The sequence below is a fragment of the Streptomyces sp. NPDC005423 genome, from assembly GCF_040606415.1.
In the GTDB taxonomy this organism is placed as follows: domain Bacteria; phylum Actinomycetota; class Actinomycetes; order Streptomycetales; family Streptomycetaceae; genus Streptomyces.
Genome location: NZ_JBEXET010000064.1, coordinates 13364 through 33315, shown reverse-complemented (window position 1 = coordinate 33315; position 19952 = coordinate 13364). Strand labels below are relative to the sequence as shown.

Sequence of the window (19952 nt, the reverse complement as noted above, 5' to 3'; positions counted from 1 at the left end):
CACCGCCGTCCCGCATCCCCGCACACGGCCGACATCTGACCCGCCGTCCGCCCGCGGAGCCTCCGGCGAACGAGTGGACACCCCCGAGGCCGGACCGCCGCGAATCTCACCTGGGCAGGGGCCGCAGCCGCAGCCGGTGCGGACGGAGCGTGATGCCGACCCGGGTCGTCCCGTCGGAGCCCTCCGCGTGCTCGAAGCGGTACGCGCTCGCCACCGCCGCCGTGATCAACGTCAGCTGGGCCATCGAGAAGTGGTCGCTCGGGCACTTCCGGTTGCCCACGCTGAAGGGGCTCATGGCGTATTTCGGTACCTCCTCGGCCCGTTCCGGAAGCCAGCGATCGGGATCGAACTCCAGGTTCCGCGCATACGAACGCGCGTCCCGCTGGATCGCGTACGGGCTGTAGACGATGTCCGCCCCGGCCGGAATGCGATAGCCACCGAGATCCGTGTCCCGTACCGCCCGTCGCGTCAATATCCATACGGCCGGGCGCAAACGCATGGCCTCGACGACGACATTGTTGGTGTGGCTGAGCTTACGGACGTCCTCGAATGCGACGGGACGTCCGCCCGTGACGGATTCGACCTCGGCGCACACCTTGTCCGCCTGTTCCGGATGGTCGGTGAGCACCTGGAGCAGCCACATGATCGTGGACGCCACGGTTTCACTGCCCGGGGTGAGGATCGCGACGACCTGGTCGTGGATCTCCTGTTCCCCGATCGGCTCGCCATTCTCGTCCTCCGCCTCCAGCAGCGCCGTCAGCAAATCGTCCGGCTTTTGACCGGATGCCCGGCGTTCGGCGACGATCTCGTCGACGAGGAGATGCAGATCGGCCAGTGCCCGGTTGAATGCGCGGTTGGCCGGCAGCGGCAGCCGGTACAGGGGTCCGGCCGGGACGACCATCCGCCGGTACATGCCCCGGAAGACGGTGGCGAGCGCGACACCGAGCCGCTCGGCGCGCTCGTCCATGAAGTCGCCGCGCAGCAGACAGCGGGCCGCGATGCGCACGGCGGTGCGGAAGGACTCGGAGCTGCAGTCGACGGTCTCGCCGGACCGCCAGCGCTCGGTGAGCGCGTGCGCCTCCTCCTCCATGATCGGCCCGTAGGCGGGGATCGCGTCCAGCCGGAACGCGGGCTGGATGGTGCGTCGTTGGCGCCGGTGCACCGGCCCGTTGGCGGTGGCGACGCCGTGTTCGCCGAGCAGCCCTTCCAGGGACTCCCAGAGGGGTCCGGCGATGATGTAGTCGGGGCTGAGCGCCAGGGCGCCGGTGAGATGCGGCGCGGTGACGGCGTACACCGTCTTGGGGCCGAGCCGCAGCCGGACGACGTCCCCGTGGTCGCGCAGCCGGGCCATGTAGGCGAGCGGGTCGCGGACCAGTTTCCAGCCGTGGCCCAGGAGCGGGATGCCGCCGCCCGCGAAGGGTGGCTCGCGCAGCTCCGGTGCCGGACCGGCTTCGGGCCTGACGGACTCGACGGTCATTTCTCACCTGCCGCTTCGTTGTCGACGTACGGGGGTGTGGACTGGTCGTCCCAGCTGTCGACCATGTAACGGCCGGACTCGTGGTGGAACCAGTAGACGGAACTGAACCAGTTCCGCATATCGCGGAGGCAGACCCGTACGGCGGCGCTCAGTTCTTTCCCCCATAAGGTGCCGTCGTCGAGTTCGTCGGCGAACAGCAGGGCGTCCCGCTCGGCGACGAGGAAGTCGGACACGCATTCCTCGACGCGCCGCCTGACGTCTCCCACCGCTTCTTCCAGAGTCAGCCCGTGGTGTTTCACGAGACTGATTCCGAGATTGTGCACCTCGTCGCCCGCGAGTTCCTTGGGGAGCGAACAGAGGTCGTTGTACCAGGCGGCGAATTCCTGGCTCAGCAGCGCCGCCCGCCGATAGGCCGGGTGTTTCCTTACGCAGTCGGGGAGTTCGAGTCCCGCGCTCGCCTCCAGGAGATCGGTCCAGATCCAGTGCGCGAAGGTGAGGCGGCGCAGCGCGAGATATTCCTCGACGGTCGGGACGATTCCTTCGACGCGGTTGCGGTACTCCCGGTCGTACGCCTCGATCACCTCGTGGAAGTGCCGGGCGAACCGGGCGTTCCAGGTGTCCGGCAGGAACGCGTACAGCCGCAGCACGCTGTCGGCGAACCCGGCGACCAGCGGGTCCGGGTGGTGCAGATGGTGGCGGGGGGCGTCGAGTGCCGTGTGCAGCCGGAGCCTGAGCCGCCGCCAGGCGACGGGCCGGCCGTGCACGATGTCACGGTCGTGCCGGTCGTCCCAGACGAAGAACCACGCGCTGTAGTCCGCGATCGCCTGGAGCACCTCGTCCCGGGCGCCCGAGTAGTACCCCGCCATGAGGTCGGTGTAGCAGAGTCCGTCGGCATATTCGTCCACCGTGCCGGCCGACATGAGGCGCTTTTCCAGCAGCCAGGCCCTGGTGTTCCGCTGCAACTGCGGCCAATACGGGTGCAGGTGCCGGGGAAACGCTGCCTCGATCACCGGGAGAGAGAGCGACGGCGGTACCGCGATCACGGTCGTGGCCGTTGTCGATGTGGTGCTGTGTGGGAAAGCAGTCATGAACAGACCCCTCTCAGCCGCCAGTCGCGCACGCCCCTGCCGCTGAACCCGGCGTGCGCCGTTGCGTATCCCGCACGTCCTATTCAGCCCTACAACTGACCGGTCTGGGAACGGATTTGCTTCCTTCACTCCCCCCGAGCGCCGAGTATCTCCCTTTGTGTGACTGATTGTGGGTCAGGAGAGGAGCGGGAACGACCGGATGTGCGAAGGACGGACGAACGGCGCCTGGTCAGGGAGGTACCACTGAACAGACGCCGCGCGTAAGGGAGATGTGCCCGGTCCCGGGGTCTCAGTCGTTGGCGACCACGGGGTAGCGGGGCTCGTTCTCGGCCATCTGCCGCAGTGCGTCCTTGCGTTCACGCTTGGAGAGCCGGTCGATGTAGAGGTGGCCGTAGAGGTGGTCGGTCTCGTGCTGGAGACACCGTGCGAAGTAGCCGGTGCCGCGCACCCGCACCGGGTTGCCCCTCTCGTCCTGCCCGGTCACCTCGGCGTAGTCGGGGCGGGCGAGCGGCGCGTACGCGGCCGGCACCGAGAGGCAGCCCTCGTTGCTGTCGTCCAGTCGGCGCTGCTCGGCGGGGAGTTCGACGAGCCGGGGGTTGCAGACGACACCGACGTGCCGCTTGCCCTCGTCGTCCTGGCAGTCGTAGACGAAGACCTTCAGGTCCACGCCGATCTGGTTGGCGGCGAGGCCGACGCCCTCGGCGGTGCGCTGCGAGGCGAACATGTCGGCGACCAGCCGGTCCAGCTCCTCGCCGAACTCGGTGACGTCCCTGCACTCCTTGTGCAGCACCGGGTTCCCGACGACCGTGATCGGCCGCGAGGTCCCCCGCTCCCGCCAGCCGGCCTCGCGCTCCTCGGCATCCTCGGTGTCGACGACGAACCCCTCGTCGTCGACGGGAAGCACGCCCACGTGCTGCTGATCGGTGTCCTGCTGCGCCATGACCGACGTACGCCTTCCTGAAACCTTGGGGTGAGTTGCTGCTACAGGGTACGGGGAAGCGCCCCCGGGGGCTCGGGGCGGCGGTGTCGCACCCGCCCGGGTCTAACAGACCTCTTCCAGATCCCGCCAGTCCCGGGAGTCGGGGCTGTCGGCCACCCACCCGTCCAGCAGCCCCCGGACCAGCGTGGCCGGCGCGGCCAGTCCGCACTCCCGCTCCGGCACCCACAGCTGCCCGTCGGTCCGGTGCCCGAGCGGCCCGGGGTGCCCCGGCTCACTGTGGTCGTGCGGGTCGAGATGCTCCCCGTCGCCCTCGTCCGACGGCATCCGGGACTCCGAGCACATCCGGCACAGCAACCGCACCGACGACGACCAGTCCTCCGCCGCGAACCCGGCGTCCGCCGCCAGCTGCTCCAGCGCGTCCCGGTCCGCCTCGGACGCCGCCTCCAGCAGCACCACCCAGGTCGGCACGGGCGACGGCGCCCACAGCTCGATCTCGTCGAAGACCGGATAGGAGTGCCCGGAGGCCGTGGTCCGCTCCCCGTGCGGCACCCCGTCGTGCAGGACGACCTCGCCCCAGCGCCGCCCGGAGGAGGGCAGCGGAATGGAGAGCACCTCGACGCGCGCGGGGTCCAGCCGCCGTCCCCACACCACCTCGGCCTCGCCCTCCGGGGAGAGCCGTACGGCCGCGCTGCCGAGGTCCATGCCGACCGGCTCGCCCGCGGCGGTCGCCCCGCCCGGCACCCGCAGTCCGTAGGCCTGCCAGGCCCGCCGGGCCAGCGGCCAGTCCTGGAGCGCGGTGGCCGCGATGCCCACGTTCCACCAGTCAGGTGCGCCGGCCTCCCGGTCGAGCAGTGCGACGGCGCGCAGTCCGGCGGCGCGGGCCTGCTCCCAGTCGTGCCGGAACTTGTGCAGCAGGGCGAGGTTGAACCAGGACTCGGAGAGCCACGGTTCGAGATCGGCGGCCCGTGTCAGCAGCGCGCCCGCGTCCTCGTACCGGCCGTCGCCGATCAGCGTGAACGCCCGGTCGGTGGCCTGCCGCCAGGAGGCGGAGGGCCGGTGCCGTCCCTTGCCGAAGATCCTCACGATTCCCGCCTGCCAGTTCCGTTCGTTGGGCTGGCCGTGCCCCCGGACATCCTCTTCTTCGCATCCAACCACGTACGGCTGGAGAGGCGCTCATTACCCATGGGTTACCCAGGCGGCAGCGGAGTCAGACCGCCCCCGGCCACCACCCGGACCGGCGCTTCCGGGCCCTCGGGCACGTACTCCCCGGCCGTTCGGACCCGGCGTTCGTCCGGCGGTCAGCGCGGTCAGGGACCCTCCCGGCCCTGCTGCCCGCGCTTTCCCCTCGTACGCGTCGACCGCCTGGATGCATGGCACGCCCGACGGCCGCTCCCGCTCAACGCCCTTTGATGGCAGAGGAGTTGGAAGCAAACGGCGGCCGATCCGACCCTGCCGCACCCGGCACCCCGGGCGACGACGGGGCGGCGGAAAGGGCCGCGGTGAGCAGTACGGACGTGAGAGGTGAAGCGAATGAAGCGAACGCCGCCGGCCAGTCCGGGCGCACGGCTGAGTACCGGGGGCAGGGGGGACAGGGGTGGAGGCCGGCGCAGGGCACGTACGCACGTGCCCGCGCCGGTGTCGCCTCAAGGCGCGACGGCCCCTCCCCGGCCAGGCCCGTGAACCGGAGGCGGGCCGGGGGAGGCCACGGCAGATCACCCGCGGACCAGCACGTACGGGTGACTACGGCCGCTCAGGACTCGCGCGGGCCGGCGGCCGTCACATCGTGCTCGGGCACGGTCCGGCCGGAGCGGATCATCTCCAGCCGGCCCATGACCTTGGCCCGCAGGTCCGTCGGCACGTCGTCATGCCCGCAGCACCGCTTGACCAGCTTCTTCACGGCCTGCTCCAGCCCGTACTTCTCCAGGCACGGCGAGCACTCCTCGAAGTGCTGCTGGAACTTGGTGCGGTCCATGTCCGGCATCTCGCTGTCGAGAAACTCGTAGAGATGGTCGAGGACCTCACTGCAGTCCGTCTCGTGCGGCTCTCCGCAGCTCATGAGCCCGAGCCTTTCGCTTCGTTCGACTCCCCGGCGCCCGCCGGGACCAGCCCGCGGTCACGCGCGTAGTCCTCCAGCATGCCGCGCAGCTGACGACGGCCCCGGTGCAGCCGGGACATGACCGTGCCGATGGGTGTCCCCATGATGTCCGCGATCTCCTTGTACGCAAAGCCCTCGACGTCCGCGAGATACACGGCGATGCGGAACTCCTCGGGGATCGCCTGGAGCGCTTCCTTCACATCCGAGTCGGGCAGGTGGTCGAGCGCCTGCGACTCGGCGGAGCGCAGCCCCGTCGACATGTGCGACTCGGCACGCGCCAGCTGCCAGTCCTCGATCTCCTCGGCCGCGGAGCGCTGGGGTTCGCGCTGCTTCTTGCGGTAGGAGTTGATGAAGGTGTTGGTGAGGATGCGGTACATCCACGCCTTGAGGTTGGTGCCCTCACGGAACTGGTGGAAGGACGCGTAGGCCTTCGCGTACGTCTCCTGCACCAGGTCCTCGGCGTCGGCCGGGTTGCGCGTCATGCGCAGGGCGGCCGAGTACATCTGGTCGAGGAATGCGAGCGCGTCCCGCTCGAAGCGCGCGCTGCGCTCCGCCGTGGACTCCGTGCCCGTGCCCTGGCCCTCGGGCTGCTCCGCCTGGCCGTGTTCGGTCCCTGCGTCGGTACCGGGAACCGGACCCACCTCCTCAGAATCGCGGGTGGAGCCGAGACCGGTCCCACCAGAATCGGAGGATAGACGACGATCCGGTCCGCCCGCCGCTCGAAGGGGGCCGGTCTTGACCGCGTGCAGCACCGACCAGTCGAGGCCGGAGCGGCTGCTGCGGCTCGCATCTGACTCCGCCGGTCGGAGCCCGTCCACCGGATGGTGGCGGGAAGCGGTCGGGCAGAAGGTCGAACCCATGCGGCGGACTTCCTCTCTACGACGTCGGCGCTGGTCGTCAGCGTTTCTGTCCGGCACAACAGCCGTAAGGGGCTCGGCATTCCCGTGCGTCACCCCAGTGTTCGAGTCCACTCCACGACCCGCCCGGTGATGACCTCCAGGGCCTGCGGCTGAGTGATGCCGGCCCGTTTCGGCACGGCGAAACCGTGGTCGCCGTAGGGGACCTCGACCAGTTCGAAGCCGCCCTCGGGGAACTCCGCGGGCCTTCCGAACGGGTCGTTGCCGCCCTGCACGACGAGCGTGGGCACGCCCGCGCCGAGCAGTTCGGCGGCGCGGGACTTCTCCGGCCGGCCCGGCGGGTGCAGCGGGAAGCCGAGGGCGAGGACGGCGACCGCGCCGAGCTCCGCCGCCGTACGGCAGGCCACGCGGGCTCCGGCGCTGCGCCCGCCGGAGATCACCGGCAGGCCGGGGCCGGCCAGCGCGGGCCAGACGCCCCGCCAGCCGGCGTCCAGGGTCTTCGGCGCGGGCGCCAGCTTCCTGCCCGTCACCCGCCAGGGCTGTTCGACCAGCGCGACGCTCACCCCGTGCCCGGGGAGGACGTGCGCCAGCGCCTGGAGGTCCCGGGCCTCGATCCCGCCGCCCGCGCCATGGCCGGCGGCGAGCACGAGCCGCGCGTTCCCGGCGTGGTGCCAGGTGACGCGGGCCGTACCGGCGTCGGTCTCGACGGTCTCGCGGACACCGGAGGGCGCGTCGAAGGGCGTGTCGCGGGGCGGGGCCCAGGTCGCGTCGGGGGTCGGGTCCGGGGTCGGGTCTGAGGTCACATCAGAAAAGTGTGCCCTCTTCGGGTCCAGCGAGCTCCTTCAGCAGCTCCGGCCCGTTGTTGCGGACGTTGCTCACGGCGGTGGAGACCGGGTAGGCCCGCATCAGCCCGGCGGGCGGCGGGGCGAGCAGGGCGCGCAGCTCGTCCGGGTCCGTACGGGACGGGTCCAGCCAGGCGTCCCAGCGGTCCGGGGTGAGCATCAGGGGCATCCGCGGGTGGATGTCGGCCAGCGTGCGCGGGCCCTCGGCCGGGGCGACCGCCAGCGGGGTCGTCTCCGCCTCGGTCGTGATCACCGAGCAGGTCGCCCACCAGGCGCCCGGGTGGTCGTCGGGCAGCGTACGGTCCCGCCAGAACTCGTAGAGGCCGGCCATCGCGAAGACCGACCCGTCGGCCGGCAGCACGAAGTAGGGCTGCTTGCGCGGCCGCTTCTTCCGCCCCTCCACCTCCAGCTCCCGCTCCTGGCTGCCGGTGACCCACTCGTAGTAGCCGTCGGCGGGGATCACGCACCGGCGGGCGGCGAAGGCCCGGCGGTAGGAGGGCTTCTCGTGCACGGTCTCGGCCCGGGCGTTGATCATCCGGGCCGCGCCCTCGGGCGTCCTGGACCAGGACGGGACGAGTCCCCACCGGAGCCTGCGCAGCTGGCGAACCGGCCGCGGGCTCTCCGCGTCCTTGAGGGGACGGTCGAGGACGGCACAGACCTCTTTGGTCGGGGCCACGTTGTAGTCGGGGGCCGGAGTCTCCGCCGGCTCCCACTTCTCGATCTCAAAGACTCCTGCGAGATCCTCGGGCCCACGACCAGCCGCATACCGTCCGCACATACGTGCCAGACTGCCAGATTCGACGACCTCAACGGGAGCCACCGCCCACAATGGAAAGCACCGCAATCGCCTCGCTGCCCGACCTCTGGGACCGGCTCGTCGGCACCCAACCGGACCCCGACCTGTGGGTGGTGATCGCGACCCTGGTCGCCGCGCTCGCCGTCGTCGGCCCGCACACCCTGTGGCGCATATCGCGCAACGCGATCACCATCGCCCACGAGGGCGGCCACGGTCTGGTCGCGCTCTGCACCGGCCGTACGCTCACCGGCATCCGGCTGCACTCCGACACCAGCGGGCTCACCGTCAGCCGGGGCAAGCCGCACGGCCTCGGCATGATCCTCACGGCCGCCGCCGGGTACACCGCTCCCCCGCTGCTCGGCCTCGGCGGCGCCGCACTGCTGGGCGCCGGACACATCACGCTCCTGCTGTGGCTGGCCACGCTCCTGCTGATCGCGATGCTGGTGATGATCCGCAACGCCTACGGCGCGCTCACCGTGGTCCTCAGCGGCGCCGCCTTCCTCCTGGTGTCCTGGCTGACCGGCCCCCAGGTGCAGGCGGCCTTCGCGTACGCCGTGGTGTGGTTCCTGCTGCTCGGCGGGGTCCGCCCGGCCTTCGAGCTCCAGGCCAAGCGGTCCCGGGGCGGCGCGGGCGACTCCGACCCGGACCAGCTGGCGCGGCTCACCCACGTACCGGCCGGGCTCTGGCTGTTCCTGTTCCACGTGGTGTCGCTCTGCTCGCTGGTGGGCGGCGGCCGGTGGCTGCTCGGCAAGTGACCGGGGCGACCACGGCGTGCAGGCGCCACCAGCCACAACGGCAACGCACCCGATCGACGCCCTCCTTATACAGTGGGCCCATGGCCCCGAACCCCGCCCACACCGCCCTCTGGCCCGCCCCCCACGCGAGCGGAGCCGTCCGCGCCACGGTCCACGTGCCCGGGTCCAAGTCGGTCACCAACCGTGCCCTCGTCCTGGCCGCCCTCGCCTCCGAGCCCGGCTGGCTGCGCCGCCCGCTGCGCTCCCGGGACACCCTGCTGATGGCCGGTGCCCTGCGCGCGATGGGGGTCGGCATCGAGGAGGGCGTGGGTCCCGAGGGCTCCGGGGAGTTCTGGCGGATCATCCCGTCGGGCCTGCAGGGCCCGGCCACCGTCGACGTCGGCAACGCGGGCACGGTGATGCGCTTCCTGCCGCCGGTCGCCGCCCTCGCCGACGGCCCCATCCGCTTCGACGGCGACCCCAGGTCCTACGAGCGTCCCCTGCACGGCGTGATCGACGCGCTGCGGGTGCTCGGGGCGCGGATCGACGACGACGGCCGGAGCACGCTGCCGCTGACCGTGCACGGGGCGGGGTCCCTGGACGGCGGGCCGGTGGAGATCGACGCGTCCTCGTCGTCGCAGTTCGTGTCGGCGCTGCTGCTCTCCGGGCCGCGCTTCAACCAGGGCGTGGAGGTCCGGCACACGGGCTCCTCGCTGCCCTCGATGCCGCACATCCGGATGACGGTCGACATGCTGCGCGCGGTCGGTGCCCAGGTGGACACCCCCGAGTCGGGCGGCGAGGCCAACGTCTGGCGGGTCACCCCGGGCGCCCTCCTCGGCCGTGACCTGACCGTCGAGCCGGACCTCTCCAACGCCCAGCCGTTCCTGGCGGCGGCCCTGGTCACCGGCGGCACGCTGCTCGTGCCCGACTGGCCGGCCCGCACCACGCAGCCCGGCGACCGGCTGCGCGAGATCTTCACCGAAATGGGTGGTTCCTGTGAACTCACCGAGTACGGACTGGAGTTCACCGGTTCGGGTGCGATCCACGGCATCGACGTCGACCTCGGCGAGGTCGGTGAACTGACCCCCGGCATCGCGGCCGTCGCCGCCCTCGCCGACTCGCCCTCGACCCTGCGGGGCGTCTCCCACCTGCGTCTGCACGAGACGGACCGGCTGGCCGCGCTCACCAAGGAGATCAACGAACTCGGCGGCGACGTCACCGAGACCGCCGACGGACTGCGCATCCGGCCGCGCCGCCTGCACGGCGGGATCTTCCACACCTACGAGGACCACCGCATGGCCACCGCGGGCGCGATCATCGGCCTGGTGGTGGAGGGCGTACAGATCGAGAACGTGGCGACGACGGCGAAGACCCTCCCGGACTTCCCGGAGCTGTGGACCGGGATGCTCGGGGCCTAGGGACTTCGCCATGCGCCGCTACAGCAAGCACACCGACGAGGACGACATCCGCCAGCGCCCCAACCGCAAGGGCAACCGGCCGCGGACGAACATCCGCCCCAAGCACGAGGAGGCGGTCGGGGGCCTGGTCGTCACCGTGGACCGGGGGCGTCTGACCTGTCTGGTCGACGACCGGCTCGTGATGGCCATGAAGGCCCGCGAGCTGGGCCGCAAGGCCGCGGTGGTCGGCGACCGCGTGGCCATCGTCGGCGACCTGTCGGGCGAGAAGGACACCCTCGCCCGTATCGTCCGCATCGAACCGCGCACCTCGGTACTGCGCCGCACGGCCGACGACGACGATCCCTACGAGCGGGTGGTCGTCGCCAACGCCGACCAGCTCGCGGTCGTCACCGCCCTCGCCGACCCCGAGCCGCGCCCGCGTCTCATCGACCGCTGCCTGGTCGCGGCGTACGACGGCGGCCTCGAACCACTCCTCGTCCTGACCAAGTCGGACCTGGCGTCCCCCGATCAACTCCTGGAGGCGTACGGCGCGTTGGGCGTCCCCTACGTGGTGACGAGCCGGGAGGAGCTGGAGAGCGGCGCCGCGGTGGAGCGGGTGCGCAAGCAACTGGACGGCAAGGTCACGGCGTTCGTCGGGCACTCCGGCGTCGGCAAGACGACCCTCGTCAACGCGCTGGTCGCGGTGGAGCGGCGGCGCAGCACCGGGATCGTCAACGCGGTCACCGGGCGCGGCCGGCACACCACGACGTCGGCGCGGGCGATCCCGCTGCCCGGCGACTCCGGCTGGGTCATCGACACGCCTGGCCTGCGCTCCTTCGGTCTGCACCACGTGGACCCGTCCCGGGTCATCAAGGCCTTCCCCGATCTGGAGCCCGGCACGGCCGGCTGCCCGCGCGCGTGCAGCCACGACGAGCCGGACTGCGCACTGGACCAGTGGGTGGCCGACGGACACGCCGACCCCGCCCGGCTGTACTCGCTGCGCCGGCTGCTGGCGACCCGCGAACGGACCGAGGGCGACTGAGTACGGCGTTGTTCGCCGGGAGTCGAGTGCGGTAAGTGCATAATCGCACCGAGCCGGACATACGGGAGGACAGCACATGGCGTGGCTGCTGGTGGTCGTGGCCGGAATGCTCGAAACCGGCTTCGCCGTGGGCCTGAAGCTGTCCCACGGCTTCACCCGGCTGTGGCCCACGGTGGCGTTCTGCGCGTTCGCGCTGGGCAGCTTCGGCCTGCTCACCCTCTCCCTGCGGAAACTCGACGTCGGCCCCGCCTACGCGGTGTGGACCGGCATCGGCGCGGCGGGCACCACGATCTACGGCATGGTCTTCCTCGGCGACCTGGTCTCCACGTTGAAGATCGTCTCGATCAGCCTCGTCATCATCGGCGTGATCGGGCTCCAGCTGTCCGGTTCCGCGCACTGACCTCCGACGCCCGGACCGGACCTGCCGTCGTCGGTGCGGGCACGCCGGCCTCAGAAGGCCGCCGCCGGGAGGAGCGCGCTGCGCACGAGCCCGCCGATGCCGCCCTCGCCCGGCGGGGCCGCCACGCAGGACAGCGCGAGCCGGACAACGAGTTCGCAGCGGCGGGCGAGGTCCGCGGTGTCCGGGGTGCCCGCGTCGTAGGCGGAGAGCGCGCCGACGGCCCGGTCGCGGACGATCGCGACCAGGTCGGCGGGCGAGGGCAGCGGACCGTCGGCCCGGCGCTGCGCGGGAACCGCGGAGGACGACGGCACCGCGGAGAGCGTCGGCGAGGGCAGCCGCTCGCTCCAGCAGCCGGTGAGCAGGGCGCGTACGAGCGCGTTCTCCCGGGCCGCCGACGCGGTCCACTCGGCGGTCGCGGTGAGCCGCTCGCGGGCGCCGGTATGGGTGGCGAGGGCCCGCTCCACGCCGCCGAGATAGCCGTCGGCCTCCCGTCTGACCAGGGCCCGGGCGAGCCCCTCCTTGCTGCCGAACTCGTTGTAGAGGGTCTGCCGGGACACCCCCGCCGCGACGGCCACGTCCACCATCCGCACGGTGGACCACGACCGGCGTGCCAAGGCCGCGTAGGCGGCGTCCAGCAGGGATTCCCGCGCTGCAGGCATCATTCGCCTCCCGGGGCGAGCGGCTCTGCGCCCAGGTTTGACGCGTGCGGATGCACTGTCAAGGGTTCGCGACGACACCGGGGGGCGCCCGCGGCCCCGCACGCGCGCCCGGTCACCCCGGTGGTAGCCCGGCGCGGACCTCTGAAGATACGGTTCACGCATGGCCGACTATCTCGATGACCTGCGTCTTGCCCACGTGCTCGCGGACGCCGCGGACGCCGCGACGATGTCACGGTTCAAGGCGCTCGACCTCAAGGTGGAGACCAAGCCGGACATGACGCCGGTGAGCGAGGCGGACAAGGCGGCCGAGGAACTGATCCGCGGCCATCTCCAGCGCGCCCGGCCGCGCGACGCGGTCCTCGGCGAGGAGTACGGCATCGAGGGCACCGGTCCCCGCCGCTGGGTGATCGACCCGATCGACGGGACGAAGAACTACGTGCGCGGGGTGCCTGTCTGGGCCACGCTCATCTCCCTGATGGAGGCGGCGGAGGGCGGGTTCCGGCCCGTCGTCGGCGTGGTCTCCGCGCCCGCGCTCGGCCGCCGCTGGTGGGCCGCGCAGGACCACGGCGCCTTCACCGGCCGCAGCCTCACCTCGGCCTCCCGGCTGAAGGTCTCCGGCGTCTCCAGGCTGTCGGACGCCTCCTTCGCGTACTCCTCGCTCACCGGCTGGGACGACCAGGGGCGCCTGGGCGGCTTCCTCGACCTGACCCGCGAGGTGTGGCGCACGCGCGCGTACGGCGACTTCTGGCCCTACATGATGGTCGCCGAGGGCTCGGTCGACCTCTGCGCGGAACCCGAGCTGTCGCTCTGGGACATGGCGGCGAACGCGATCATCGTCACGGAGGCCGGCGGCACCTTCACGGGCCTCGACGGCCGCCCGGGCCCGCACAGCGGCAACGCGGCCGCGTCCAACGGCGTGCTGCACGACGAGTTCCTGGGCTATCTCAACCAGCGCTACTAGGACGAGGCACTCCCGCGCGCCCCGAACCGGCCGCACGCGCCCCCTTGTTGACCCTCGCTTTGCCTGCGACTCTGGGACTCCCCCACTTGTGAACTTGTGAATCCGCGCACCGGCGGGCCGACCGGCCCGTGGGCGCCGCGGGCTCCGTAGGAGGTGGCTCCATCCCATGCTCGTCCGCGACGCCATGAGCACGGTAATCCTCACCATCGGCCCCGCCCACACCCTCCGCCAGGCAGCCGCCCTGATGTCCGCCCGCCGGGTCGGCGCGGCCGTGGTCCTCGATCCGGACGCGGGCGGCATCGGCATCCTCACCGAGCGGGACGTCCTCAACTCCCTCGGCCTCGGCCAGAACCCGGACACCGAACCCGCCCACGCCCACACCACCACCGACGTCGTCTTCGCCGCCCCGGCGTGGACTCTGGAGGAGGCGGCCCGGGCGATGGCCCACGGCGGTTTCCGCCATCTCATCGTCCTCGACCGCGACGAGCCGGCCGGCATCGTCTCGGTCCGCGACATCATCCGCTGCTGGGCACCCGCACAGCAGCAGGTGCCCGTCTGAGAGCGCCCGAATCCGGTCGCCCGCACTTGGACGAGTTCCAGATCGAGCCAAGCTCCAAAGTCACACCTCTTCGGGTTTCGGTCCTCCGACTGTTAGGCTGAACCGCATGAGTGACCTACTGGAGCGACTGCGCGGACGCGGCTGGCGGATGACCGCACAGCGACGTGTCGTGGCCGAGGTGCTCAACGGCGACCACGTCCATCTCACGGCCGACGAGGTGCACTCGCGTGCCGTCGTCAGGCTCCCCGAGATCTCCCGGGCGACCGTCTACAACACGCTGGGCGAGCTGGTCTCCCTCGGCGAGGTCCTCGAAGTCTCCACGGACAAGCGGGCCAAGCGCTACGACCCGAACGCGCACCGGCCCCACCACCACCTGGTCTGCGCCCAGTGCGGTCAGATCCGTGACGTCCATCCGGGCGGCAACCCCCTGGCCGACCTCCCCGACTCCGAGCGCTTCGGCTTCACGGTCTCGGACGTCGAGGTGACCTACCGCGGCCTCTGCCCCAACTGCGCGTCGGCGTAAGCCCGCTGAGCCGGCAAGCCCGCTGAGGCCGCCGGAAAATCAGAACCCGTCGAGTACGCAGACCCCGTCGAGTCCGCCGTATCCGCGAAGCGCCTCCCGGGAAGCCCCGGCACCCGCACGACTCGCACGAAAAAAGCCGGGGCCGGAATCCACTCTCTGGATTCCGGCCCCAGGCCTTCAGTAGCGGGGACAGGATTTGAACCTGCGACCTCTGGGTTATGAGCCCAGCGAGCTACCGAGCTGCTCCACCCCGCGTCGATGAACGCAACACTACGGGAGAGACGCGGAGAGAAGCAAATCCTTTGTCCGCGCAGGTCAGCGCGGCCTCACGCCGACAACTCCTCGCGCAGCGCGTCCCGCAGCCGGGCCGCCCGCTCGGAGACCTCGCCGGGGCCCAGGGCCACCGCCCGGTCCGCCCACCGCTGGCCCTCGCGCAGCTCCCCGCGCCGCGCGTAGACGAGCGCCAGCCGCAGCGCAGCCCGGCCGTGCCCCGCGTCCGCGGCCCGCGTCCACCACACCGCGGCCTCCGGCTCGCTCCCCTCCCGGGCCAGCAGCAGTCCGAGGTTGAACGCCCCGTTGCGGGACCCGGCCTCGGCCGCCGACCGGTACCACCGGGCCGCCTCGACCACGTCACCGCGCGCCGCGGCGAGCATGCCCACCCGCACCTGCGCGCGCCGGTGCCCCTGCGTGGCCGCCCGCTCGTACCACTCCTCGCACTCGGTCTTCTCGTGCGTGTGCTCGCCCAGTTCGTGCGCGGGCGCCTGGGGCCGCCGCGCGTCGAGCACCGCGGCCAGCCGGTACGCCGCCTCGGCGCTCCCGCCGCCGGCCGCGCACCGCAGATGCCGCTCGGCCTCCAACTCGTCCCCGTCCCGCAGCCGGGCGATGCCGACCTGGAGCGCCGCCTCGGTGTGGCCGGCGGCGGCGGCACGCTCGTACCAGCGCAGCGCGACCTCCTCCTCGCCCCGGCCGGCGAAGAGGATGCCCAGGTTGAACGCGGCGTCCACGCTGCCGGCCTCCGCGGCCTTGGAGAACCACGGCTCGGCGCCCGGCGCGTCGCCGTTCTGCAGCAGCAGGACGGCGAGCGCGTTCGCCGCCTCGCGGTGCCCGGCGTAGGCGGCGCGCCGGTACCACTGCTCGGCCTGCGCGGTGCGCGCCTGCTCGGCGCAGAGCAGCGCGAGGTTGTACGCGCCGTTCACATCGCCGGCGTCCATGGCCGCGCGGTACCAACGCTCGGCGGTCTGGGTCTCGCCGCGCTCGGCGTGCAGGGCGCCCAGCGCGTTGGCCGCGTTGCCGTCGCCGTCCTGGGCGGCGCGCAGCCACCACACGGCGGCGCTCTCGGTGTCACCGGCGTCGCGCAGCAGGAAGCCGAGCGCGCAGGCGGCCCGGGCCTCCCCGTCCTTGGCGGAGGTCAGGTACCAGCGCCCGGCCTCCCGGAGCCGGCCGCGCCGCTCCAGGATCGCCCCGAGGTGCAGCGCGGCGCGGCGGTGCCCGCGCGCTGCGGCCTGCCGGTACCACTGCTCGGCCTCCTCGCCCGCCGCGTGGTCGACCGCGTTGTCCCCGCCGACCTCCGGTACGGCGTCGTCGGCCGTCCTCCGGTCCAGCGCGCGCGCGAGCCGGTACGCGGCTTCCCGGTGTCCCCGCTCGGCGGCGGCGCGCAGCCACTGTCCGGCCGTAGCGTCCCCGCGGTGTTCCAGCAGGTCGGCGAGGGCGTAGGCGCCCAGTGCGTGGCCCTGTTCGGCGGACTGGCGCAGCCAGTACTCGGCGGCGGGCTCGTCGCCGCGCTCGCGGTGGTGGCGGCCGAGGGCGTGCGCGGCGGCGGCCGAACCGGCGACGGCGGCGATACGCCACCAGCCGGCGGCCTCGTCGGCGTAGCCGCGCTGGTGCAGCAGGACACCCAGGTTGTTGGCCGCGGCCCGGTCGCCCTCGGCGGTGGCGGCACGCAGCAGGGGCTCGGCTCCGTCGAGATCGCCGCGGCGCAGCAGCATGGCTCCGAGGACGCTCGCCGCCTCGACGTCGCCGGCCTGGGCGGCGAGCCGGGTACGCGCCTCCTCGGCGGCCTCGCCGGTTTCGTCCCGGTCGGAAGGCTGCACAAAACGCCCTGTATCCAACAGAGTTGCCTTGTCCCCCATAACGTCCATCGTCGCACCACCTGCAGCCCGGGTACACCTGGTATACCGCAGCCAGGAAGGTCACTTCAGCGTTTTGTCGACTTGCCCACAGAGAGACACGTCAAACACGATTTCACCAACTCCCCCCGGCTCCACGGCCGCAAGGCACCCGGTACGTACGTGCGCACAGCGCGAAGGCCCGGATCCTGAAAAGGATCCGGGCCTTCGCGATCAGTAGCGGGGACAGGATTTGAACCTGCGACCTCTGGGTTATGAGCCCAGCGAGCTACCGAGCTGCTCCACCCCGCGCCGTTGTGTTCACAACCGTATCACGGCGCGAGGCGAGCATTTCACCTGCTGATCAGCCGCTCCCGGAGCCGCTGCTCGGACTACTGCTCGGAGTGGCGGTCTTGTCGCTGTTCTTGCCGCCGCTCTTCTTGGCCTCGTCCTGCGCGCTCTCCGCCTGCTTCAACGCGGCCTGGAGATCCTTCTGCGCCTGCCCGTACGCCTGCCAGTCGCCCTTCTTCAGGGCCTGTTGGCCGGCGTCGAAGGCCTTCTGGGCGTCGGTCAGGGCCTGTTGGACCGTCGGGTTCGCCGATGTCGGTGGAGTGGTGGTCTCGTCCGGCGGCGTCGTCCCCGTCGTACCCGCCGCCCCGAACACCTTGTTCAGCGCCGCGTCGAGCGTGTTCTCGAAGGCCGTCTTGCCGCCGTAGGCCACCAACACCTTGCGCAACAGCGGGTACTTGAGGCCGCCGCCGCGTACGTAGACGGGTTCCACGTACAGCAGTCCGCCGTCGAGCGGGACCGTCAGCAGGTTGCCGTACTCGATGTCGGAGTCGCCGCCCTTGAGGAGTTTGATCGACTCGGCGATGTCCTGTTCCGAGTTGAAGGCGCTCTGTACCTGTTTGGGTCCGCCGACGGTCGTACTGGTCGGCAGTTTCAGGATTCTGATCTTGCCGTAGTCACTGGTGCCGGCCTCGGAGTCGACCGCCATGAAGGCGCTGAGGTTGTCCCGCCCGTTCGGGGTGAACGTCGTCGTCAGCGAGAACGCCTGCGCGGACTGGTCCGGCATCTTCATGCTCAGGTAGTACGGCGGCACCGCGTTGCCCGACTTGTTGGTCGGGTCGTCCGGGACCTGCCACACCTCGCTGCCGCTGAGGAACGTCTGCGCGTCCTTCACGTGGTAGCGGGTGAGCAGTTCCCGCTGGACCTTGAACAGGTCCTGCGGGTACCGGAGATGGGCCATCAGGTCGGCCGAGATGTCGCCCTTGGGGTGGACCGTGCCGGGGAAGGCCTTCATCCAGGTCTTCAGGACCGGGTCCTCGGTGTCCCACTGGTAGAGCTTGACCTGCCCGGTGTACGCGTCGACGGTCGCCTTCACCGAGTTGCGGATGTAGTTGACCTGGTTCTGCTGGGCCACCACCGCACGCGAGTTGTTGGTCGCGGTCAGCGAGTCGGCCGTGGTGTCGCCGAGGGTCGTCCGCGAGGCGTACGGATATCCGTTGGACGTCGTGTACGCGTCGACGATCCACTGGATCCGGTGGTTGACCACTGCCGGATAGGCGTCACCGTCGATGGTCAGCCAGGGCGCGACCGCCTCGACGCGCTCCTTGGGCGTGCGGTTGTACAGGATCCGCGAACCCTCCCCGATGGCACCGGAGTAGAGGATCTGCGGCTCGTTGAACGCCAGCGCGTACGCGGCCCGGTTGACCGGACTGGAGAGACTGACCCCGCTCTTGCCCTGATAGCTGGTGGTCTTCTCGCCGTTGTCGTCGGAGTAGTCGATCTCCTTCTGGGGACCGCCGACGATCGAGTACGTGGTGGTCTTCTCGCCGTAGTAGACCTGCTGCTCGTACGTGCCGAGGTCGCCCGTGGAGGGCAGGTCGGACTCGGTGAAGACCGGGCGGCCCCCCGAGTCGGCCTCGGTGCCCTTGGCCGCGACGACGCCGTAGCCGTGGGTGTAGCGGAAGTGGTCGTTGATCCAGTTGTTCTTCGGGATGCCGTTGAGGTTCAGCTCCCGCAGACCGATGACCGTGTCCTGATCCTTGCCGCCTGCGCCGCCCGTGCCGCCCGTGTTGTACCGGTCGACATCCAAATTGGTCGGGAACGCGTAGTAGTTCCGCATCTGTTGGAGCTGCTGGAACGTGGGCGAGGCGATGTTCGGGTCCATGATCCGGATGCTCGCCGTGGCGTCCACGTCGTCCCGGAGCTTGGTCTTGTCCGTGGTCGTGCTCTTCCCCGCGTACTCGGTGACCTTGGCGTCGTCGATGCCGTACGCCTCCCGGGTCGCCTTCAGGTTCTTCTGGACGTACGGCGCTTCCTTGGCCTGCTCGTTCGGCTGGACCTGGAACTTCTGCACGATCGCCGGGTAGAGACCGCCGATGAGGATCGCCGACAGCACCATCAGGCCGAAGCCGATGACGGGCAGCTGCCAGGTGCGCCGCCACAGGGTGGCGAAGAACAGCAGCGCGCAGATGACGGCGATACAGAACAGGATCGTCTTGGCGGGCAGATAGGCGTTCGCGTCGACGTAGCGCAGGCCCGTCCAGTCGCCGGTCGCCTTGAAGTCGCTTGATTTGACGGCGAGTCCGTACCGGTCGAGCCAGTAGGCGACCGCCTTCAGGGCGACGAAGACACCGAGCAGTACCGACAGATGGCCGGTGGCCGCGGCGGTGGCGCGCGCGCCCGGACTGGTGACGCGCAGCCCGCCGTACAGGTAGTGGGTCAGCGCGGCGGCGATCACGGAGAGGATCGCGGCCGCGAAGCCGAAGCCCAGCAGGAAGCGGTACCAGGGGAGGTCGAACGCGTAGAAGGAGACGTCGAGATGGAACTGCGGGTCCTGCTGGTGGAACGGCACCCCGTTGACCCACATCAGCCAGGTCCGCCACTGGCTCGACGCGGAGGCCCCCGCGATGAGGCCCACCAGCGCGGTGACCGCGAGCAGCAGCCACCTCTTGTAGGGCGCGATGCCCATCCGGTAGCGGTCGAGGCTCTGCTGCTCCATCGACATGGCACTCAGCGGCGGGCGCAGCCGGTGCGCCAGCCAGATGTTCACCCCGACCGCGGCCGCCATCAGCAGGCCGAAGACGAAGAAGAGCCCCACCTTCGTCCACAGGGTGGTGGTGAACACGGACGAGTAATGCACCGACCGGTACCAGAGCCAGTCCGTCCAGAAGCCCGCGAACATGGTGAACGCCATGCCCAGCACGGCGAGGACGCCGAGGGTCATGAGCAGGGTCCGGGCACGCCGGGAGGGGCGGCCCACTCTGATCCGCGGCCCCGTCGGGCCTCCGCCGCGGTCCGGCATCTGGAAAGCCAAGGTGCGCACCTCGAAGTTCGCTGTTGGTTCGCTGTCGTTGCGTCAGGTCCGCGGTGTCACGGGCCGTCGGTGGCCCCGCGTGATCGTGGGGCCACACCTATGCAACTTACTCACCGCTTACTCGGTTCCCGATTCCGGCCATGAACGAGGCAGGA

General features: G+C 71.1%; 18 protein-coding genes and 2 tRNA genes. 7 read left to right on the top strand and 13 right to left on the bottom strand.

What is annotated here, in order from left to right:
- Positions 1-106 precede the first annotated feature (106 nt).
- The 8 genes from ABZT12_RS36500 to ABZT12_RS36465 all read right to left on the bottom strand — a co-directional run bounded on the left by ABZT12_RS36500 (position 107) and on the right by ABZT12_RS36465 (position 8077).
- The gene (locus ABZT12_RS36500; protein WP_356393247.1) at positions 107-1477 is read right to left on the bottom strand and encodes a cytochrome P450; all 1371 of its coding nucleotides are present in this window, start codon (positions 1475-1477) and stop codon (positions 107-109) included.
- On the bottom strand, positions 1474-2565 hold the full coding sequence (gene cyc1 / locus ABZT12_RS36495; protein ID WP_356393244.1) for an epi-isozizaene synthase: 1092 nt from the start codon (positions 2563-2565) through the stop codon (positions 1474-1476). The genes ABZT12_RS36500 and cyc1 overlap by 4 nt, the downstream gene beginning before the upstream one ends.
- A 289-nt stretch (positions 2566-2854) precedes the next feature.
- Positions 2855-3505, bottom strand: a complete 651-nt coding sequence (gene def / locus ABZT12_RS36490; protein WP_356393241.1) for a peptide deformylase — start codon at positions 3503-3505, stop codon at positions 2855-2857.
- 102 nt (positions 3506-3607) lie between these two features.
- Positions 3608-4588 (bottom strand): hypothetical protein, encoded by a 981-nt coding sequence (locus tag ABZT12_RS36485; RefSeq protein ID WP_356393239.1) that lies wholly within the window; start codon positions 4586-4588, stop codon positions 3608-3610.
- Between the two features lie 667 nt (positions 4589-5255).
- Positions 5256-5561, bottom strand: coding sequence for a mycothiol system anti-sigma-R factor (gene rsrA / locus ABZT12_RS36480; protein ID WP_356393236.1), 306 nt, complete (start codon positions 5559-5561; stop codon positions 5256-5258).
- On the bottom strand, positions 5558-6241 hold the full coding sequence (sigR, locus tag ABZT12_RS36475) for an RNA polymerase sigma factor SigR (protein WP_356393233.1): 684 nt from the start codon (positions 6239-6241) through the stop codon (positions 5558-5560). The genes rsrA and sigR overlap by 4 nt, the downstream gene beginning before the upstream one ends.
- A gap of 308 nt (positions 6242-6549) precedes the next feature.
- On the bottom strand, positions 6550-7260 hold the full coding sequence (locus ABZT12_RS36470) for an alpha/beta family hydrolase (RefSeq protein ID WP_356393231.1): 711 nt from the start codon (positions 7258-7260) through the stop codon (positions 6550-6552).
- 1 nt (position 7261) lies between these two features.
- Positions 7262-8077: an SOS response-associated peptidase gene (locus ABZT12_RS36465; protein WP_356393229.1), complete on the bottom strand. Its 816-nt coding sequence runs from the start codon at positions 8075-8077 to the stop codon at positions 7262-7264.
- Positions 8078-8127: 50 nt separating this feature from the next.
- Between ABZT12_RS36465 and ABZT12_RS36460 the strand changes: the two genes are divergently transcribed.
- From ABZT12_RS36460 to ABZT12_RS36445, 4 genes are all read left to right on the top strand, one after another.
- Positions 8128-8850 carry a M50 family metallopeptidase gene (locus tag ABZT12_RS36460; protein ID WP_356393227.1) on the top strand — a complete coding sequence of 241 codons (723 nt, stop codon included), beginning with the start codon at positions 8128-8130 and terminating at the stop codon, positions 8848-8850.
- Positions 8851-8930: 80 nt separating this feature from the next.
- Positions 8931-10247 (top strand): 3-phosphoshikimate 1-carboxyvinyltransferase, encoded by a 1317-nt coding sequence (gene aroA, locus ABZT12_RS36455; RefSeq protein ID WP_356393225.1) that lies wholly within the window; start codon positions 8931-8933, stop codon positions 10245-10247.
- Positions 10248-10257: 10 nt separating this feature from the next.
- On the top strand, positions 10258-11268 hold the full coding sequence (rsgA, locus tag ABZT12_RS36450) for a ribosome small subunit-dependent GTPase A (protein ID WP_356393223.1): 1011 nt from the start codon (positions 10258-10260) through the stop codon (positions 11266-11268).
- Positions 11269-11344: 76 nt separating this feature from the next.
- Positions 11345-11668 carry a multidrug efflux SMR transporter gene (locus ABZT12_RS36445; protein WP_356393221.1) on the top strand — a complete coding sequence of 108 codons (324 nt, stop codon included), beginning with the start codon at positions 11345-11347 and terminating at the stop codon, positions 11666-11668.
- 50 nt (positions 11669-11718) lie between these two features.
- Here the strand turns inward: ABZT12_RS36445 and ABZT12_RS36440 are convergent, their stop codons facing one another.
- Positions 11719-12330 carry a TetR/AcrR family transcriptional regulator gene (locus ABZT12_RS36440; protein WP_356393219.1) on the bottom strand — a complete coding sequence of 204 codons (612 nt, stop codon included), beginning with the start codon at positions 12328-12330 and terminating at the stop codon, positions 11719-11721.
- Positions 12331-12487: 157 nt separating this feature from the next.
- On the opposite strand from ABZT12_RS36440, the gene hisN reads away from it, so the two are divergent.
- The 3 genes from hisN to ABZT12_RS36425 all read left to right on the top strand — a co-directional run bounded on the left by hisN (position 12488) and on the right by ABZT12_RS36425 (position 14370).
- Positions 12488-13288, top strand: coding sequence for a histidinol-phosphatase (hisN, locus tag ABZT12_RS36435; protein ID WP_356393217.1), 801 nt, complete (start codon positions 12488-12490; stop codon positions 13286-13288).
- Positions 13289-13454: 166 nt separating this feature from the next.
- Positions 13455-13847 (top strand): CBS domain-containing protein, encoded by a 393-nt coding sequence (locus tag ABZT12_RS36430; RefSeq protein WP_356393214.1) that lies wholly within the window; start codon positions 13455-13457, stop codon positions 13845-13847.
- 106 nt (positions 13848-13953) lie between these two features.
- The gene (locus ABZT12_RS36425) at positions 13954-14370 is read left to right on the top strand and encodes a Fur family transcriptional regulator (RefSeq protein WP_356393211.1); all 417 of its coding nucleotides are present in this window, start codon (positions 13954-13956) and stop codon (positions 14368-14370) included.
- Between the two features lie 181 nt (positions 14371-14551).
- Here the strand turns inward: ABZT12_RS36425 and ABZT12_RS36420 are convergent.
- The 4 genes from ABZT12_RS36420 to ABZT12_RS36405 form a co-directional block, all read right to left on the bottom strand.
- A tRNA-Met gene (locus ABZT12_RS36420) sits at positions 14552-14625 on the bottom strand.
- 71 nt (positions 14626-14696) lie between these two features.
- The gene (locus ABZT12_RS36415; protein WP_356393208.1) at positions 14697-16508 is read right to left on the bottom strand and encodes a sel1 repeat family protein; all 1812 of its coding nucleotides are present in this window, start codon (positions 16506-16508) and stop codon (positions 14697-14699) included.
- Between the two features lie 205 nt (positions 16509-16713).
- Positions 16714-16787, bottom strand: a tRNA-Met gene (locus ABZT12_RS36410).
- Between the two features lie 52 nt (positions 16788-16839).
- On the bottom strand, positions 16840-19785 hold the full coding sequence (locus tag ABZT12_RS36405) for a UPF0182 family protein (protein WP_356393249.1): 2946 nt from the start codon (positions 19783-19785) through the stop codon (positions 16840-16842).
- Between the last annotated feature and the right edge of the window lie 167 nt (positions 19786-19952).

What these genes read in the sequence shown, in the direction of transcription:
- aroA (WP_356393225.1), top strand. Translation starts at nt 8,931, where the DNA reads ATGGCCCCGAACCCCGCCCACACCGCCCTCTGGCCCGCCCCCCACGCG.
- rsgA (WP_356393223.1), top strand. Translation starts at nt 10,258, where the DNA reads ATGCGCCGCTACAGCAAGCACACCGACGAGGACGACATCCGCCAGCGC.
- ABZT12_RS36405 (WP_356393249.1), bottom strand. Translation starts at nt 19,785, where the DNA reads ATGCCGGACCGCGGCGGAGGCCCGACGGGGCCGCGGATCAGAGTGGGC.
- ABZT12_RS36430 (WP_356393214.1), top strand. Translation starts at nt 13,455, where the DNA reads ATGCTCGTCCGCGACGCCATGAGCACGGTAATCCTCACCATCGGCCCC.
- ABZT12_RS36425 (WP_356393211.1), top strand. Translation starts at nt 13,954, where the DNA reads ATGAGTGACCTACTGGAGCGACTGCGCGGACGCGGCTGGCGGATGACC.
- ABZT12_RS36500 (WP_356393247.1), bottom strand. Translation starts at nt 1,477, where the DNA reads ATGACCGTCGAGTCCGTCAGGCCCGAAGCCGGTCCGGCACCGGAGCTG.
- ABZT12_RS36415 (WP_356393208.1), bottom strand. Translation starts at nt 16,508, where the DNA reads ATGGACGTTATGGGGGACAAGGCAACTCTGTTGGATACAGGGCGTTTT.
- ABZT12_RS36465 (WP_356393229.1), bottom strand. Translation starts at nt 8,077, where the DNA reads ATGTGCGGACGGTATGCGGCTGGTCGTGGGCCCGAGGATCTCGCAGGA.
- hisN (WP_356393217.1), top strand. Translation starts at nt 12,488, where the DNA reads ATGGCCGACTATCTCGATGACCTGCGTCTTGCCCACGTGCTCGCGGAC.
- def (WP_356393241.1), bottom strand. Translation starts at nt 3,505, where the DNA reads ATGGCGCAGCAGGACACCGATCAGCAGCACGTGGGCGTGCTTCCCGTC.
- ABZT12_RS36460 (WP_356393227.1), top strand. Translation starts at nt 8,128, where the DNA reads ATGGAAAGCACCGCAATCGCCTCGCTGCCCGACCTCTGGGACCGGCTC.
- ABZT12_RS36440 (WP_356393219.1), bottom strand. Translation starts at nt 12,330, where the DNA reads ATGATGCCTGCAGCGCGGGAATCCCTGCTGGACGCCGCCTACGCGGCC.
- rsrA (WP_356393236.1), bottom strand. Translation starts at nt 5,561, where the DNA reads ATGAGCTGCGGAGAGCCGCACGAGACGGACTGCAGTGAGGTCCTCGAC.
- ABZT12_RS36445 (WP_356393221.1), top strand. Translation starts at nt 11,345, where the DNA reads ATGGCGTGGCTGCTGGTGGTCGTGGCCGGAATGCTCGAAACCGGCTTC.
- cyc1 (WP_356393244.1), bottom strand. Translation starts at nt 2,565, where the DNA reads ATGACTGCTTTCCCACACAGCACCACATCGACAACGGCCACGACCGTG.